Genomic DNA, 16490 nt, shown 5'->3' with positions numbered 1-16490 from the left:
CGGCGAGCCAACCCGCAACAGTTCGCCGGACACCTCCATCATGCGCATCGACGAACCGCAGTTTCTCGGTGCGCGGCTGGACCGTGCGGTGGCTCTCACAGACAGCGACGGGCAGAGCTTCCGGCTGGGGCAGATGTTCGGCAAGCCGCTGATCCTCCTGCTGTCCTACTACGGCTGCGATGGCACCTGCCCGACGATGAACATGGAGCTGGCGAAGGTGTTGGCGAGGGTCGAGCGCTTCCGGCTGGGCGCCGACTACCGGGTGCTGACCGTGTCCTTCGACCAGCGCGATTCGAGCGCCACGGCGGCCGACTTCCTGCGCAAGAGCGGGGGCATCCCTGAGGGATGGCGCGACGGCTGGCGGCATGCCGTCCTTGCCGGCAACGATGTTGCTGCCTTTGTCGGCAGCGTGGGGTTTCGTTTTTTCTGGTCGGATGCGGCGAAGGCCTTCCTGCATCCGAACGTGCTGGTTTTCGTCACACCGGAAGGCCGGGTTGCGCGCTACATCTACGGCACGCGGATGGACGCCAGGGCGATCGAACTGGCGCTGACCGAAGCCGATTGGGAGCGCATCGCCAACTCGACGGCAGTCTTTGACATCGTGACCGGCGCGTGCTTCAGCTACAACTATGAAGAAGGCACGTATCAACTGAATTACTCGCTGCTCGCGGGTGTAGGGTCCCTGTTCCTGGGTCTCGCCTTGATGGGCTTGGGAGCATGGGGATATCGGAGGAGGTTCGGGAGGTTGCATGAATAGCATACTCAAGCACTGGGCAGCGACGGCTCTGATCGCGGTCAGCAGCGTTGCGATGGCGGCAGGTGGGGATGGGCAGAGCAGTGGCCAGGGCCCGGGGTCGGGCAATGTCTCGAAGCTCCAGTATCTGCATCAGGGCGAGGCCCGGATCACCGATCCGGCTCCAGGATGGGATTACCTCTGGAAGGAGGTGCTCATCGACATCACGGTGATCGGCATCCTCTTTGCCCTGATGACGGCCTACTTCATCTGGCGCTATCGACGCGTGCCGGGTGGACCACAGGTGGGTAGCGGGCCCAAGCTGTCGCCTGCCGCGGCGATCGGCTGGGCGGTCATTCCGGCCTTCGTCTTCCTGGCTGACGACTTCTTCCTCGCGGCCAACGGCTGGGTGCTCTGGAACAAGTACCGCGACGTCCCGGCCGATCGTCTCGAGGTCCATCTCGAGTCGGGGATGTACAGCTGGGACTACACCTATCCGAACGGGATGCAGACGCAGAACGAACTGATCGTCCCCGCGGGCAAGGCGGTACTGCTGCGCATGACGAGTCGTGACACGCTCCACAGCCACTTCATTCCGGACTTCCGGGTGAAGGAAGACTCGATGCCGGGCCGCACGACCTATCTCTGGTTCCTGCCCAGAGAGGCCGGCAAGGAGCATGTGGTCACCTGCGCTGAATACTGTGGCGTGATGCACTCGTACATGGCGGGCCGCGTGATCGTCAAGACGCCGGAAGAGTTCAAGCGATGGTATGAAGCGGGCGGGGCTGCTGCCAAGAAAAGTAGTTGAGTGACGGGAGGACGCTGGACATGAATCTGAAAGAATGGATATTCACCACTGACCACAAGCGCGTTGGAGTGCTGTATCTGATCGGCTCCATGGCTGCTTTCATCGTTGCCGGGGTCATGGCGCTGTTGATGCGCATCGAGCTGTCTACGCTGGGACCAACGATCACCAGCAATCCGTCGAGCTACAACGTCTGGCTCTATGCGCACGGGGCAGTGATGATTCTCGGCTTCCAGATCCCGGCGTTGACCGGATTCTTTGCCAACTACTGCATTCCGCTGATGATCGGCGCCAAGGACGTCGCCTTCCCACGCGTCAACGCCCTGTCGGTGTGGCTGTTCTACGTCGGCATCATTCTCGCGCTGCTCACCTTCTTCATTCCCGATCCGCCGGACGTCATGTGGACCGGCTATCCGCCATACTCGACGATCACCGCCGGCAATACCGCCCTCTACTCCTTCACGGTGCTGATCCTCGGCTTCGCGTCGATCATCGGCGGCGTCAACTTCCTGACGACCATTGCTTACATGCGTGCGCCGGGACTGACCTGGAACAAGCTCAACATCTTTGTCTGGTGCACGCTCGGCGCCTTCATCCTGCAACTCATCTTCGTTCCCGTTCTGGGTACGGCGGTGACACTGATCAGCATGGACAAGTATCTGGGAACGCACTTTTTCGATCCGACGCGCGGTGGCGACGTCCTGACCTACCAGAACCTCTTCTGGTTCTACTCGCACCCAGCCGTCTACGTCATCTTCCTGCCCTTCTTCGGCGTCCTGTTCGAGATCGTCGCGACCTTTGCCAAGAACCGGGTGTTCAACTACAAGGCGGTGGTCTACGGCGGCATCGGCGGCATCATCCTCCTGTCGGGCGTCGTATGGGTCCATCACCTCTACGTGACCGGCATGGTGGACTGGATCCGCATTGGTCAGATGGTCACCACGCTGATGATCTCGGTTCCCGTCGGCCTCATGCTGATCGGCCTGGTCGGCACGCTGTACAAGGGGTCGATCACGTTCGAGACGCCGATGCTGTATGCTCTCGGCGTGTTGTTTCTCTTCCTCATCGGCGGCCTGACCGGTATCCCGCTCGCTCTGACCTCCCTGACGCTGCATCTCTCGGATACCTACTACGTTGTCGGGCACTTCCACTATGTAATGGCGGTTGCCGGGACCTTCTCGATCTTCGCCGGCGTCTACTACTGGTTTCCGAAGATCACCGGCCGCATGTACAACGAGTTCTGGGGCAAGCTGGGTTTCTGGGTCACCTTCGTTGGCACCAACATCGTCTTCTGGACGATGATGGACATCGGTGTCAAGGGAATGCCGCGCCGTTACTACGACTATTCGCATTTCTCGCAATTCGAGGGCGCGCATCAGTTGATGACGCTGGGAGCGGCCATTCTCGGCGTCGGCTTTGCCATTGCCCTGCTGAACTGGATCATCGGCGCCATGAAGGGTGCACCGGCTGGCGACAATCCATGGAAGTCGATGTCCCTCGAATGGACCACGGTATCGCCGCCGCCGCATGGCAACTGGCCGTCGCCGCCGAGCGTCAGTGAGGAGTGGACGCCTTACGCCTACGACAACAAGCGCTGAGTCTGTGCGGATCGGGCGCCGCTGCTGGCGCCCTTTCGCCAGCGCCAGTGGCTTTTCGGCGACCGGGATGAGCAGGCGCTGGTGGCTGGCCGCAATGGCTGCAGGCGCACTTCTGCTGCTCGTCGCAGCAGGCCTCATCTGGCGTGCCTTGTCTGTAGAGCGTGGGGTGGCCCCTCTGAACCCGGCGCAGATGAGGCTGCAGTCGGCGATGGTGCTGGATGACGAGCGGCCGTTGCCCGCCTTTGAACTGCTTCGCGAGGGCGGGAAATTTGCCAACCGTGACTTCACGGGGCGCTGGACGCTGCTCTTCTTCGGCTATACCTTCTGCCCGGACATCTGTCCAACTGCCCTCTACCAGCTGAAGGAGCTCAAGAGCATGCTGGCCGAGCGAGCCGTTGTCCTGCCGCAGGTGTTGATGGTTTCCGTGGACCCGCGCGACGACCCGCAGACCCTGCGCCGCTACACGAACGCGTTCGACCCCGACTTCATCGGTGCCACCGCTGACGACGCCGGACTGGCGCCACTGGTGCAGCATCTCGGCGTTTACTACTCGCGCCACGACAAGGAGGGCAAGGCAGATTACGCCGTCGACCATTCGGCGGCGATCTACCTGATCGATCCGCGTGGCCGTCCGAAGGCCGTTTTCCCGGCGCCGCAGGCAGTGCCGGCGATGTTGCACGATTACCTTGCATTGGTGCCATGAGGTGCTGCGGCAACCGCGCCGTGTGAAGAAGCAGGCGCCGGGCGGCGGGCGTGCCGTTTTGCGGCGCTCGTTCCGGCGAAGGCCAGGCGACCGCGGCGGCTGCGCTCACGCATCCGAGGCGCCGAAGCCAGCACGATCACGTCTTTTCTGGTGTTAAACTCGCTGACCATCTGGATCGCATAAGAGTTCATGAAAGCCACGACTTCTCTACTTCTGCAGCCGACGTTGCAGCGCGTGCGCGCTTTCGTCGCGCTGACCAAACCGCGTGTGGTGTCGCTGATCGTCTTTTGCGCCGTCATCGGCATGTTCCTGGCCTCGCCCGGGCCGGTGCCGATGCCGGTGCTCGCCTTTGCGACCATCGGCATCGCCTTCGTCGCCGGTGCCGCGGCGGCCATCAACTGCCTCGTCGAGGAGCACATCGACGCGCGCATGGCGCGCACGCGGGCGCGGCCGCTGCCGCTTGGCGAGGTCAGCGCCTTCGAGACCTTCTTTTTCTCCGGAATCCTCGGCGGGGCAGGGTTGTCGATCCTCTACCGTTTCGTCAATCCGGTGACGATGTGGCTGACCCTGATTACCTTCGTCGGCTATGCGGTGGTCTACACGCTGTACCTGAAGCCGCGCACCTCGCAGAACATCGTCATCGGCGGTGCGGCTGGGGCGATGCCGCCGGTCCTGGGCTGGGCGGCAGTGACCGGACAGGCGCCGGCGGAAGCGTGGCTGCTCTTCCTGATCATCTTCGTCTGGACGCCACCGCACTTCTGGTCGCTGGCACTCTACCGTGCCCGCGAGTACGAGGCCGCCGGGTTGCCGATGCTGCCGGTGACCCACGGTGCGGCGTACACCCGCCGCCACGTCTTCCTTTACACGCTGGGCCTGAGCGCGGTGACGCTGGTCCCCTACGCGATCGGGATGAGCGGCCTGCTGTACCTGGTGGTCGCGGTTGCCCTCAACGGAATCTTCCTGGCCCACGCCTGGACCATCTGGCGCAATTACTCGGACCTGGCGGCGCGCAAGGCCTTCCGCTGGTCGATCATCTACCTCGCCCTGCTCTTCGCTGCCCTGCTGATCGATCACGCGCTCTGACCTGCCGCGCGGGGTTGCGCCGCCGCAGGCAGGGGTGGACTGCCGACGGGGGCTGCGCTCAGGCCTGTTCCTGCCCCCCGGCAAGCGCGGCAAGCAGCTTGTCGTGCACGCCCCCGAAGCCGCCGTTGCTCATGACCAGTACCTGATCCCCAGGCCTGCTGGCCGCCCTGACGTGCTCGACCAGGCGATCGAGGTCATCGTCCACCCGCAGCCGGCTGCCGAGCGGCGCCAGCGCTTCGGCAGCATTCCAGCCGAGGCCGGCGCTGTAGCAGAACACCAGGTCGGCTTCGCCCAGGCTGGTCGGCAGCAAGTCCTTCATCACCCCCAGTTTCATCGTGTTCGAGCGCGGCTCGATGACCGCCAGGATGCGGCGGCTGCCCACCTTGTTGCGCAGACCTTTGACGGTCGTCGCGATTGCCGTCGGATGGTGGGCGAAATCGTCGTAGACCGTCACCCCGGCCGCCGTGCCGCGGTGCTCGAGACGGCGCTTGACGTTGGTGAAGCTTTGCAGCGCCTGCAGTCCGCGCGTCAGCGGCACGCCGGCGTGGCGAGCGGCGAGCAGGGCGGCGACGGCGTTGTTGCGATTGTGCGCTCCGCTCAGATGCCAGCTCGTGCTGCCGATCAACTCGCCGGCCTGCCTGAGCTGCAGGCTTCCGTCGCCATCGCTTCCCTCTGCGTACCAGCCGGCAGCGTCGTTGAAGCGCTCGACCGGTGTCCAGCAACCGCGAGCGAGCACCCGTTCGAGACTGGTTTCGGCGGCGTTCGCGACGATCAGGCCTGAGCGTGGCAGGGTGCGCACGAAATGGTGGAACTGTGTCTCGATCGCCGCCAGATCGGCAAAGATGTCGGCATGGTCGAACTCCAGGTTGTTCAGGATGGCCGTCCGCGGGCGGTAGTGCACGAACTTCGAGCGCTTGTCGCAGAAGGCCGTATCGTATTCGTCGGCCTCGATGACGAAGAAGGGCGACCTCCTGAGCTCGCCGGGCAGACGCGCCGAAACGCCGAAGTTCAGCGGCACGCCACCTATCAGGAAGCCGGGGCTGAGTCCCGCGTCCTCGAGGATCCAGGCAAGCATGGCGGCGGTGGTCGTCTTGCCGTGTGTGCCGGCGACCGCCAGAACCCAGCGCTGCCGCAGTACGTGCTCGGCCAGCCATTGCGGACCGGAGACGAAGGGCAGATTGCGGTCCAGGATTTCCTCCAGCAGCGGGTTGCCGCGCGAGATGGCGTTGCCGACCACGAAGCAGTCCGGATCGATCGCCGTCTGCGCTGCCTCGTAACCTTCGATGACCTCGATCTCGGCCGCTGCCAGCTGGCTGCTCATCGGCGGGTAAACGCCGCTGTCGCAACCGGTCACACGATGCCCGGCAGCACGCGCCAGCTGCGCCACGCCGGCCATGAAGGTGCCACAGATACCGAGGATGTGAATATGCATGTCGCGAATCCAGGTTAGAATCAGCCGCGAAAGGCTCGATTGTAACCCTGCAAGCCCGCCTCGCGGCCGGGTACGGCCCACCCGTCGGGCGCAACGCAACACTCCGGGAACCTTCGATGAGCAGCCGCCAGGATCGTCAGCGCAGTCCGCAGCAGCGCCGCCCGCTCGCCGCCCTCGCAGCGCGCCTGATGGCCGAGGGCGGCATCAGTGACTTCGCGCTTGCCAAACGCAAGGCGGCACGCCAGCTCGGGCTGGTGGAGAACGCCGCCCTGCCTGACGACGCTGAGGTCGAGGAGGCGCTGCGGACCTACCAGCGGTTGTTCCAGGGAGACGAGCAACGGGCGAGGCAGCAGCAGTTGCTCGCCATCGCCGCGCGCCTGATGAGCACGACGCAGCGCTTCAATCCCTATCTGACCGGTGCGGTGCTAGACGGTATCGCCGGACGCCACGCCGAGATCGACATCCAGCTCTTTGCCGACAGCGCCAAGGACGTCGAGATCTTCCTGCTCAACGAGAAAGTCGATTTTCGTCACAGCACACCGCGTACCGACCGTGCAGAGGCCGTCCTGACCCTGGTTGCCGGCGAGGCGACGGTCAACCTCGTCATCTACCCGCGGGATCAGGAACGAGTCAGCTTGCGCACGCGTGACGGCAGGCTGCGCGAGCGGGCTCGCCTGGACGGTGTGCGCAGACTGCTCGCCGAAGCCTCGAAGGGCGGCTTCTGAGGCGCGTACTGTAGAGGTTCTGCTGGACATAATGCCGTCATTTGCGGCAAACTTGCGCCCATGAAGAAGCAAAAGGACACGTCGTCGAGCGCCGGCCAGCCGCCGGAGGCGCCGCGTCTGCTGGTACTGCATGGTCCCAACCTGAACCTCCTCGGCACGCGCGAACCGGTCCACTACGGTTCGACGAGCCTCGCCGAGATCAACATGGCGCTGGCGCATCGCGCCGCAGCGGCCGGCGTCCATCTCGAGACGTTCCAGAGCAACCACGAAGGTGCATTGATCGAGCGCGTGCACGCGGCGCAGCAGCAGGGCGTCCGTTACCTGATCGTCAATCCCGCCGCCTACACCCACAGCAGCATCGCGCTGCGCGACGCCCTCGCCGGTACCGGCATCCCCTTTGTCGAGGTACACCTGTCGAACGTGCATGCGCGCGAGCCGTTTCGTCACCACTCTTACTTCTCCGACCTGGCGATCGGTGTCATCAGCGGACTCGGCAGCGAGGGTTACCTGCTGGCGCTCGAGTACCTGCTGCGCCAGATCGCGGCGGAGTGAGCGCTTCGTTCAACTCAATTGCGGCCACTGGTCGGGGGCTGGCACGGACCTGACCGCACGAAGAACAATCATTGGGAGCAAGAGAATGGATCTGCGGAAACTGAAGAAACTGATCGATCTGGTCGAGGAATCGAGCATCACCGAACTCGAGATCAACGATGCCGAGGAGAAGGTTCGCATCGTCAAGCATGGCGGCATGGTCTCGCATCACTACTCCATGTCCCCGGTCGCGCCGTCGCCGAGCACGGTCATCGCCGCCGCGCCGGCAGAGGTGGTAGCGCCCGGTGAGCCGGAATTGCCGGCGGGCGATGCCGTCAAGGCGCCGATGGTCGGTACCTTCTATCGCGCACCAAGTCCGGGCGCCGAGCCCTACGTCGAAGTCGGCAGTACCGTCAAGGCGGGCGATACCCTGTGCATCATCGAAGCCATGAAGCTGCTCAACGAGATCGAAGCCGAGCGGTCGGGGACCGTGAAAGCGATTCTGGTCGAGAATGGCCAGCCGGTCGAATTCGGCGAACCGCTGTTCATCGTCGGCTAGGAGACGCTTTCACCATGTTCGGGAAAGTCCTCATCGCCAACCGCGGAGAAATCGCGCTGCGCATTCAGCGTGCCTGCCGCGAGCTGGGTATCAAGACCGTGGTCGTCCATTCGGAAGCAGACCGCGATGCCAAGTATGTCCGGCTGGCGGATGAATCGGTCTGCATCGGTCCAGCGCCGTCGGCGCAGAGCTACCTCAACGTGCCGGCAATCATCTCGGCCGCCGAGGTCACGGATGCGCAGGCGATTCATCCCGGCTACGGCTTCCTGTCGGAAAACGCCGATTTCGCCGAGCGCGTCGAATCGTCCGGCTTTGTCTTCATCGGACCGCGGCCGGAGACGATCAGGCTGATGGGAGACAAGGTCACCGCCAAGGAGGCCATGCGGATCACCGGTGTGCCCTGCGTACCCGGATCGGAAGGCGTACTGCCCGAGGATCCACGGGAGGTTGCTCTGCTCGCCAGGGCGGTCGGCTACCCGGTGATCATCAAGGCCGCCGGTGGCGGCGGTGGTCGCGGCATGCGTGTCGTGCATACCGAGGCGGCACTGATCAACGCCGTCAACATGACGCGTACGGAGGCCCAGAGCTTCTTCGGCAATCCGCAGGTCTACCTCGAGAAATACCTGGAGAATCCACGCCACGTCGAGATTCAGGTGCTCGCCGACAGCTTTCGCAACGCCGTCTATCTCGGTGAGCGCGACTGCTCGATGCAGCGCCGTCACCAGAAGATCATCGAGGAGGCGCCGGCCCCCGGCATCCCCACCCGCCACATCGTTCGCATCGGCGAGCGCTGCGCCGAGGCCTGTCGCCGGCTCAACTACCGCGGTGCGGGCACTTTCGAGTTCCTGTTCGAGAACAACGAGTTTTACTTCATCGAGATGAACACCCGCATCCAGGTCGAACATCCGGTCACCGAGCTGATCACCGGCGTTGATCTGGTTGCCGAGCAGATCCGCATCGCGGCTGGCGAGAAGCTGCGCTTTCGCCAGCGCGACCTGAGCTTCCGCGGCCATGCGATCGAATGCCGCATCAACGCCGAAGATCCCTTCACCTTCGTACCGTCGCCGGGCAAGGTCAGCTTCTACCACCCACCGGGGGGGCCCGGTATCCGTGTCGACTCGCACATCTATCATGGCTACACCATTCCGTCGCATTACGACTCGATGGTCGCCAAGGTGATCGCCTACGGCGACAGCCGCGACCAGGCGCTGCGTCGCATGCGCACGGCACTGTCGGAAATGAGCATCGACGGCATCAAGACCAACATCGCCCTGCATCAGGAACTGCTGCAGGATTCCCGGTTCATCGAGGGCGGCACCAGCATCCACTATCTCGAGCAGTGGCTGGCTGCCAAGGGCGAGGTCAAGAAAGGCGGCTGACCAGCGCCGATGACCTATGGCCTGGCTATCCCTGAGCATCCGCACCGATTGTCAGCACGCCGAGCGGCTTGCCGATGCGCTGCTCGAAGCCGGGGCCATCGCCGCCAGCATAGAGGACGCGGATGCCGGCACCGCCGACGAGCAACCGCAGTTCGGCGAACCCGGCTCGTTCAGTCGCCCAGGCTGGGAGCGCTCGCTGGTCGTTGCCCTGCTACGCTCGGATAGCGACGTCCGTCAGGTTCTGCTGCACTGCGCCGCGCAGGCCGGTCTCGCCGACCCGCCCCCGTTCAGCCAGGAGGAAGTGCCTGAGCAGGACTGGGTGCGCCTGACGCAAACCCAGTTCGAGCCGATTCGCGTTTCTCAACGCCTGTGGATCGTTCCCTCCTGGCATGCGCCACCCGATCCCGGGGCAATCGTCCTCGTCCTTGACCCGGGAATGGCTTTCGGCACCGGTTCGCACCCGACGACCCGGCTCTGCCTCGAGTGGCTCGAGCGGTCGGTCCGACCGGGCGCGTCGCTGCTCGACTACGGCTGCGGCTCCGGCGTGCTGGCGATCGCTGCCGGCAGGCTGGGTGCGAGCGAGGTCGTCGGCGTCGACATCGACCCGCAGGCGGTGGCGGTGGCACGCGAGAACGCCGTGGCCAATGGGGTCGTTGCCCGCTTCCAGGAATCGGCCGATCAACTGGACGGCCAGTTCGACATCGTCGTCGCCAACATTCTCGCCAATCCGCTGCGGGTTCTGGCGCCGGCGCTTTGCAGCCATCTGCGCCCGGGCAGTCTGCTGGCACTGTCGGGTATCCTCGTGGAACAGAGTGATGACCTGATCGAAGCCTATGCGCCCTATCTGTCGCTGGCCGTGGTCGACACACGCGAGGGCTGGGTCTGCCTTGCCGGCAGCAGGAACTAGCGATGCGCACCTGCTGCCCGACCTGCCGGACAGTCTTTCGCGTCACTCCCGAGCAGCTGCGGCTGCGGGCGGGCAAGGTTCGCTGCGGTCAGTGCCGCGCCGTCTTCAACGCCGTCGACAACCTCTTCGACGGCGACAGCCTCGCTTCGCCGGCAGTTGCGTCGCTGGTTGCGACAGCCGGAGCGACATCGCGGCTGCCGCCCGAAGCGCGCGCCAGCGCTCACACGGAGCCGACGCCGAGCCCGGCCGAGCCGGTCGCGAGACCGGTGGCCGTCGCCAGTCCGTCGGTGGTTGCGGCGGTGAGCGACATCGCGACCTTGCCGGCCCCCATTCAGCGTGCGGAGGAGCCGGAGCGCGCGGCAGACGAGTCGTCGCCTGCCGACCGGCCGTCGCCGGACGCCGCCGCCGCCGACCAGTCGCTGCCGGGCGCAGCGGACGGCCTGTCGGACCCGTCGCGATGGCTGGCGGAGGCGCCCGGCGTGCCCCCGCCGGCGCCGCGCAGCGTGCGGACGACCTTCCTCGTCGTTGCCGTGCTCCTGGCTTGCGTGCTGGCGGGCCAGTTCGTCTTTCACCAGCGCGGTAGCATCGGCATCAGCGCGCCGGCCCTGCGGCCGCTGCTGGCGGCGTTGAGTGCCGCCTTCGGCAGCGAAATCCCGCTGCCGCGCCAAGCGGCGCTTGTCAGCATCGAGAGTTCGGACCTGCAGGCACACCCGGGACGGGACAAGCTCCTCGTCCTGCAAGCCACCTTGCGCAATCGGGCACCCTACCCGCAGGCCTATCCCGCGCTGGAGCTGACGCTCACCGATACCCGTGACAAGGCGGTCGCACGGCGTGTCCTGCTGCCCGAGGAATACCTGTCGCCAGCCGCACTCACCGACCCTTCGTTCCCGACGAACGCCGAGACTGAGGTCAAGCTCTGGCTGGAAGCACGGCAGATCGACGCTGCCGGCTACCGGCTGTACCTCTTCTATCCCTGAGCAGGACGCCTGACCGCGATCGAGGACCCTGCCAGTGGCGGTGCTATACTCTCTGCCGCCCCACACCTTCCGACCGACGCCAGATCCCATGCCCATACTCATTTGCGGCTCAATCGCCTTCGACAACATCATGGTCTTCCATGATCGCTTCAAGAATCACATCCTGCCGGAGCAGATCCACATCCTGAACGTCGCTTTCCTGGTGCCCGAGATGCGACGGGAGTTTGGCGGTTGTGCCGGCAACATTGCCTACAACCTCAAGCTGCTCGGTGGCGATCCGCTGATCATGGCCACCGTTGGCGACGACGCCGATCCCTATCTCCAGCGCCTCGACGACCACGGCCTGGCACGCACCCACGTGCGCCGGATTGACGGCAGTTACACGGCGCAGGCCTTCATCACCACCGATCTCGACGACAACCAGATCACCGCCTTCCATCCGGGAGCGATGAGCTACTCGCACCTCAACCGCGTTGCCGACGTGCACGGCGCGACCCTGGCGATCGTCGCCCCCGATGGGCGTGACGGCATGCTGCAGCATGCCCGCGACTTGGCAGCGGCGGGCATTCCCTTCGTCTTCGATCCGGGTCAGGGTCTGCCGATGTTCTCCGGTGACGACCTGACGGAGTTCATGCGGCTTGCCACCTACGCCTGCTTCAACGACTATGAAGCGAAGCTCCTGTGCGACCGCACCGGCGCCTCTCTCGAGGAACTCGCGGCGGCGGTCGAAGCACTGATCGTGACGCGCGGCGGTGCCGGTTCTCACATCCATGCTGGCGGTCGTTGCATCGAGATCCCATGTGTTGCGGCGGCTGCCGTCGTCGACCCGACCGGCTGTGGTGACGCCTACCGCTCGGGACTGCTCTACGGCATCGCCGCCGGCTGGGACTGGGAGAAGACCGGCCGACTGGCGGCGGTCATGGGCGCGATCAAGATAGCGCATCGTGGCGGGCAGAACCACCGCCAGCAGCGCAGCGACATTGCCGCGCTCTTTGCCAGCGCCTTCGCCAACGCACCATGGTAGGACTGAGTTGGCTGCGGACAGACGCCAGCTGCGGCGCAGCGCAGAGCACCGACCCGGCGTCGACAACGCGGCCACGGGGGCGGGCGCAGCGTGGACGGGCGGCGGCGCACACGACCGGACGGGCTCAACCGCTGGCCGTCCTGTTCGCTGGCGGCTTGCATTCGTTGGCCAGCGGACGCCCGCTGTGGGCATCCATCAGCACGCTTTTCCACGGCAGGTCGATCCACAGCAGACCGTTCTGCCGGTCTTCGTAACGCGGCAGGCCGGACGACGAAGCCTGCCGCTGCAAGGTGTGCTGCTTTCCCTCCCAGCGTACCTCGATCGCCCGGTCACCGCGCGCGTGCCGCTCGACCTCGACGCTCTGCCCCAGTTCGCAGCGATAGGTGCCGCTGGCAAGCCGGAAGTCGAGCTGCTGTCGTTCCGACTTCGTGCGAGCAACCTTCCTGTCGCTGCTTTCCGTCGCCGACTGCGGCCCGCTGGTGGCGCACGCGGTGAGCAGCAGGACAATGAAGGGCAATGATCTCGTGACAGGCAACTGCATGGCTATGGTCCTCCGGTCGATTGCAGGGAAAGATACCATTTCCCGCCGCCGGATGACCAGACCGCAGGCGCCGTTGCGGGTCGCCATTCGCTTGCCGACGACGGGCCGCGTTGCCGATGCGCTCCCGGCAGCGACGCCGCCGGCGGCGCGGCGTCTCGAGGCCGGCAGCCGCTGCCCATCGAGGTCTCGCCGATGAGTGCTGACGATCGTCCGTGCTTCCGGGAATTGACCGGCTGTTACGAGCCGTCGGGAATCTTCCAGCTGGCCGACGGCCGCTTCATCGTTGTCGAGGACGAGGAACAATGTCCACTGAGCCTGCTGCGCTTCGACGCCAGTGGCCCGATCGACTGCACGCCACTGCGGCTGCCGGCCGCACACCGCGATGATACGGATCGCTGGCGGCTCGATGACCTGGAGGCGGTCACCGGCGATCACTCCGGCTGCGTCTACGCGGTCACCTCGCACTCGCGCAACAACGCCGGCGACGAGAGGCCGGTGCGGGAAAAACTGCTGCGCTTTCGCGTTGCCGGTGGCGAAATGGTCGAAGCGCGAATGGTAGTCGATCTGAAGCGGGCGCTGGCCGCCACCCATCCCCTGCTGGCAAAGGCTGCCGACCTCCGGCAAGTGAAGAAGAGCAGTGGCCTGAACGTCGAAGGGTTGGCGATGCGGGCGGACCGGCGTGCATTGATGCTGGGTTTCCGCAGTCCGCTGCTCGACGGGCGGGCAATCATCGCCTGCATCGACAATCCCGATGCCATGTTCGACGACGGGCGGGCGCCAGTGATTGCCAGCGAACTCCTCAGCCTCGACCTGCATGGACATGGCATCCGGGCCGTGTCGCACGTGCCGTTGCTCGATGGCTATCTCATCGTCGCCGGTCCGGTCGGCCGCGGGCGAACGCAGTTTGCCCTGTGGTTCTGGCGTGGTGGGCAGGAGGATCCTCCGCGGCGGGTGAGCGTTCGCGGTCTGCCGGGCTTCGAGCACGCCGAGGGGGTTGGCGCGGCGCTGATCGGTGGCCGCCAGTGGATCATCATCGTCAGCGATGACGGCAGTCGTTCGGAGGGCCGGTTCGCCAGCTATCTGCTCCTTGACCCGCGGCAATTGCAGATCGAGTGCCGCTGAGCAGCCGGCCGGCCGGTCGGCGGGCAAGCGGTGACTTGCCGTCGTATCCGCAGTTCGGCGCGGCGATGGTCGCCCGCAGCGATCGTCGGTTGCGCTAGTATTCACCCTCGTTTCTCTGGAGATCACCAGCATGCCTTCCCTGTTCAGCCCCCTCCAGCTCGGCGCCGTGAGCGTGGCGAACCGCATCTTCATGGCGCCGCTGACGCGCTGCCGGGCCGACGCCGAACACGTTCCGACCGCCTTGATGGCCGAGTACTACGCGCAGCGAGCGAGTGCCGGGCTGCTGATTGCCGAAGCGACCATGGCAATGGCGGGACACTCCTCGTTCTGGACCGAACCCGGAATCCATTCGCCTGCCCAGATCGCCGGCTGGCGGCACGTCACTGACGCGCTACACGCGGCCGGCGGCCGGATCTTCCTGCAGATCTGGCACGGCGGGCGCGCCTGTCACCCGTTGCTCAACAACGGTGCCCAGCCCGTGGCACCGAGCGCGATTCCGATCACGGGCGATGAGGTGCACACGCCGGAGGGCAAGAAGGCCTATGTCACGCCACGCGAGCTGCGCGACGACGAGTTGCCGGCGATCGTTGCCGGTTTCGGTCAGGCGGCCGCCAACGCGCGGGCGGCCGGGTTCGACGGGGTCGAGGTGCACGCCGCCAACGGCTACCTTCTGGACGAGTTCCTGCGCGATGGCGCGCACGGGCCCCTATGGCGGCTCGTTCGCCAATCGTGCCCGCCTCCTGTGTGAGGTGCTCGAGGAGGTCTGTTCCGTCTGCAGCAGCGATCGTGTCGGGGTGCGCCTGTCGCCCCTGAACAGCTACAACAGCATGATCGACAGCGACCCGATCGGACTGGCGAGCTGGCTTGCCGGCCGGCTCAACGACTTCGACCTCGCCTACCTGCACCTGATGCGCGGCGACTTTTTGCAGCAGCAGAGAGGCGATGTGCTGACGCCGGTGCGAGCCAAATACAGAGGCACCTTGATCGGCAACATGGGCTATTCAGCGGACGAAGCCGATCGGGCCATCAGCGCCGGCATCCTCGACGCCGTTGCCTTTGGCACGGCCTTCCTGGCCAATCCGGACCTGCCGGCGCGAATCAACAGCGGCGCGCCGTTGAACGAGCCCAATCCGGCGACCTTCTACACCCCCGGCCCGGCCGGCTACACGGATTATCCCTTCTGGGTGCCCGAGTGATTGGCGGGCCCGAGCGGGGTGCCGTACCTCTTCCGGCAGCAATGATTCCATCGCCTCGATCCGTGTCTCATGCGGCCGGGAGGGTTCACCTCATCCAGCCCCACTCGCGCGACCCGTTGCTTCAGGCAGGAGAAGAATCATGAAAGACCTGGTTTGGGACCAGATACTGAGCGTCGGCGTCGACGAAATCGACGACGATCACCGCAAGTTGGTGAGTATTTTCGATATTCTCAATCATGCCGTGGTCGATGAGGAGTCGCCGCAATATCTGGCGGCGACATTGGCAGAGCTGATCCACTGTACGCTCTGGCACTTCAGCCACGAAGAGCGGTTGATGCTCAAGCATCGTTATGATGCGATTGAGGAACACAAGGCCGAGCATCGGGAATTGATCAAGAGCGCTCGGGAACTGCAGCAAGAGCTCCTGCGGGCGAACCATCCCGTGCTCGAGGAGCACATCGAGTTCCTGGAGCGCTGGTTGACCGAGCACATACTCACTGCCGACTTGCGATTGGGTTCCCATCTTTCCCAAGTGATGTAGCCTTCGCGCAGGATTTGCGTGGCGCTGGAGGCTTGCGGTGCCACTGTTCGCCCGGCCCCAACCTCACCGGCGGCCGCTGCCACCACTTCGTTTTCGGCGCTGGTCTCGTGAACCTTCGCGGCCTTGCATCTCGCTCACTTGCGTGCCGCCCGAGCATTTGAGCAACGGGTGGTACGTTGCGTTACGTGTGAAAGCGGCCGGCGATTGCATGAGCGGGCCGGAGTTCAATCGAGCCAGCGGATGGGCGATGCAAGTGCCGGGTGCCTGCCGGGGCGGTCGACATAGTGGCGGGCGATCGCCGCGATGTCGACGGCAGGATCAGTGCGTAGAGGGCATCCCAGTTGGACGTGTGCGGATAGGCGATGAGGACGGCGTGTGCCGGCCGATCCGTGTCGCGGCCAACCTGAAAGTGGTCGCCGTGAGCCGGCGTGAAGTTGGATGTTCTTGGGGTGGATGTTCTTCGAGGGATTGATATCGAGCTGGTGTTTCTTCGCTGCTTGGTTCTTCTTTGGTTTTCTTTCCAGATCGTGTAGTAGCCCGTCCTGTGATGAGGCAGGAGGCGACGCGAGATGGGCAGAGAGAAGCAGGACCCCTGCGTGAATTGCGGTCGGGCCTTCGTAGCGGACAGGCGTAA

Annotated in this window: 16 protein-coding genes and 1 pseudogene; 15 read left to right on the top strand and 2 right to left on the bottom strand. The window is 65.0% G+C overall.

Features of this window, described 5'->3' with window-relative positions; all coding sequences use genetic code 11:
• Positions 1 to 40: 40 nt before the first annotated feature.
• The 5 genes from HT579_01610 (at position 41) to HT579_01590 (ending at position 4922) form a co-directional block, all read left to right on the top strand.
• Entirely contained in the window at positions 41 to 757 is a 717-nt protein-coding gene (locus HT579_01610) for an SCO family protein (GenBank protein QKS27772.1), read from the top strand.
• Positions 750 to 1541 (top strand): cytochrome c oxidase subunit II, encoded by a 792-nt coding sequence (locus HT579_01605; protein ID QKS27771.1) that lies wholly within the window; start codon positions 750 to 752, stop codon positions 1539 to 1541. Before HT579_01610 ends, HT579_01605 begins: the two co-directional genes overlap by 8 nt.
• A 20-nt stretch (positions 1542 to 1561) precedes the next feature.
• Complete coding sequence (locus HT579_01600) at positions 1562 to 3136, top strand: cbb3-type cytochrome c oxidase subunit I (protein ID QKS27770.1); 1575 nt, start codon at positions 1562 to 1564, stop codon at positions 3134 to 3136.
• Between the two features lie 166 nt (positions 3137 to 3302).
• Positions 3303 to 3839, top strand: coding sequence for an SCO family protein (locus HT579_01595; GenBank protein QKS27769.1), 537 nt, complete (start codon positions 3303 to 3305; stop codon positions 3837 to 3839).
• A gap of 189 nt (positions 3840 to 4028) precedes the next feature.
• The gene (locus tag HT579_01590) at positions 4029 to 4922 is read left to right on the top strand and encodes a protoheme IX farnesyltransferase (protein QKS27768.1); all 894 of its coding nucleotides are present in this window, start codon (positions 4029 to 4031) and stop codon (positions 4920 to 4922) included.
• A 58-nt stretch (positions 4923 to 4980) separates the two neighbouring features.
• On the opposite strand, the gene mpl is transcribed toward HT579_01590, so the two are convergent.
• Positions 4981 to 6354, bottom strand: coding sequence for a UDP-N-acetylmuramate:L-alanyl-gamma-D-glutamyl-meso-diaminopimelate ligase (mpl, locus tag HT579_01585; GenBank protein ID QKS27767.1), 1374 nt, complete (start codon positions 6352 to 6354; stop codon positions 4981 to 4983).
• A gap of 116 nt (positions 6355 to 6470) precedes the next feature.
• Here mpl and HT579_01580 point away from each other — a divergent pair, with 116 nt between their 5' ends.
• The 7 genes from HT579_01580 (at position 6471) to HT579_01550 (ending at position 12456) form a co-directional block, all read left to right on the top strand.
• Complete coding sequence (locus tag HT579_01580; GenBank protein ID QKS27766.1) at positions 6471 to 7079, top strand: hypothetical protein; 609 nt, start codon at positions 6471 to 6473, stop codon at positions 7077 to 7079.
• Between the two features lie 60 nt (positions 7080 to 7139).
• Positions 7140 to 7631, top strand: coding sequence for a type II 3-dehydroquinate dehydratase (aroQ, locus tag HT579_01575; GenBank protein ID QKS27765.1), 492 nt, complete (start codon positions 7140 to 7142; stop codon positions 7629 to 7631).
• Positions 7632 to 7716: 85 nt separating this feature from the next.
• Complete coding sequence (locus HT579_01570) at positions 7717 to 8169, top strand: acetyl-CoA carboxylase biotin carboxyl carrier protein (GenBank protein ID QKS27764.1); 453 nt, start codon at positions 7717 to 7719, stop codon at positions 8167 to 8169.
• A 14-nt stretch (positions 8170 to 8183) separates the two neighbouring features.
• Positions 8184 to 9548, top strand: coding sequence for an acetyl-CoA carboxylase biotin carboxylase subunit (gene accC, locus HT579_01565; protein ID QKS27763.1), 1365 nt, complete (start codon positions 8184 to 8186; stop codon positions 9546 to 9548).
• A gap of 16 nt (positions 9549 to 9564) precedes the next feature.
• Entirely contained in the window at positions 9565 to 10455 is an 891-nt protein-coding gene (prmA, locus tag HT579_01560; GenBank protein QKS27762.1) for a 50S ribosomal protein L11 methyltransferase, read from the top strand.
• A gap of 2 nt (positions 10456 to 10457) precedes the next feature.
• Positions 10458 to 11432, top strand: coding sequence for a zinc-ribbon domain-containing protein (locus HT579_01555; protein ID QKS31435.1), 975 nt, complete (start codon positions 10458 to 10460; stop codon positions 11430 to 11432).
• An 88-nt stretch (positions 11433 to 11520) separates the two neighbouring features.
• Complete coding sequence (locus HT579_01550) at positions 11521 to 12456, top strand: carbohydrate kinase family protein (protein QKS27761.1); 936 nt, start codon at positions 11521 to 11523, stop codon at positions 12454 to 12456.
• A 124-nt stretch (positions 12457 to 12580) separates the two neighbouring features.
• Here the strand turns inward: HT579_01550 and HT579_01545 are convergent, their stop codons facing one another.
• Positions 12581 to 12997 carry an MliC family protein gene (locus HT579_01545; GenBank protein QKS27760.1) on the bottom strand — a complete coding sequence of 139 codons (417 nt, stop codon included), beginning with the start codon at positions 12995 to 12997 and terminating at the stop codon, positions 12581 to 12583.
• A 192-nt stretch (positions 12998 to 13189) separates the two neighbouring features.
• Between HT579_01545 and HT579_01540 the strand changes: the two genes are divergently transcribed.
• From HT579_01540 to HT579_01530, 3 genes and pseudogenes are all read left to right on the top strand, one after another.
• A complete protein-coding gene (locus tag HT579_01540; GenBank protein QKS27759.1) occupies positions 13190 to 14119 on the top strand; it encodes a DUF3616 domain-containing protein in 930 nt (309 codons plus the stop codon).
• A gap of 130 nt (positions 14120 to 14249) precedes the next feature.
• Positions 14250 to 15315: pseudogene (locus HT579_01535) on the top strand (alkene reductase).
• A gap of 139 nt (positions 15316 to 15454) precedes the next feature.
• The gene (locus HT579_01530) at positions 15455 to 15856 is read left to right on the top strand and encodes a hemerythrin family protein (GenBank protein ID QKS27758.1); all 402 of its coding nucleotides are present in this window, start codon (positions 15455 to 15457) and stop codon (positions 15854 to 15856) included.
• Positions 15857 to 16490 lie beyond the last annotated feature (634 nt).

Origin of the sequence: Candidatus Accumulibacter similis (assembly GCA_013347225.1) — a bacterium.
Lineage (GTDB): Bacteria > Pseudomonadota > Gammaproteobacteria > Burkholderiales > Rhodocyclaceae > Accumulibacter > Accumulibacter similis.
This window is presented reverse-complemented; position numbering and strand designations above follow the sequence as displayed.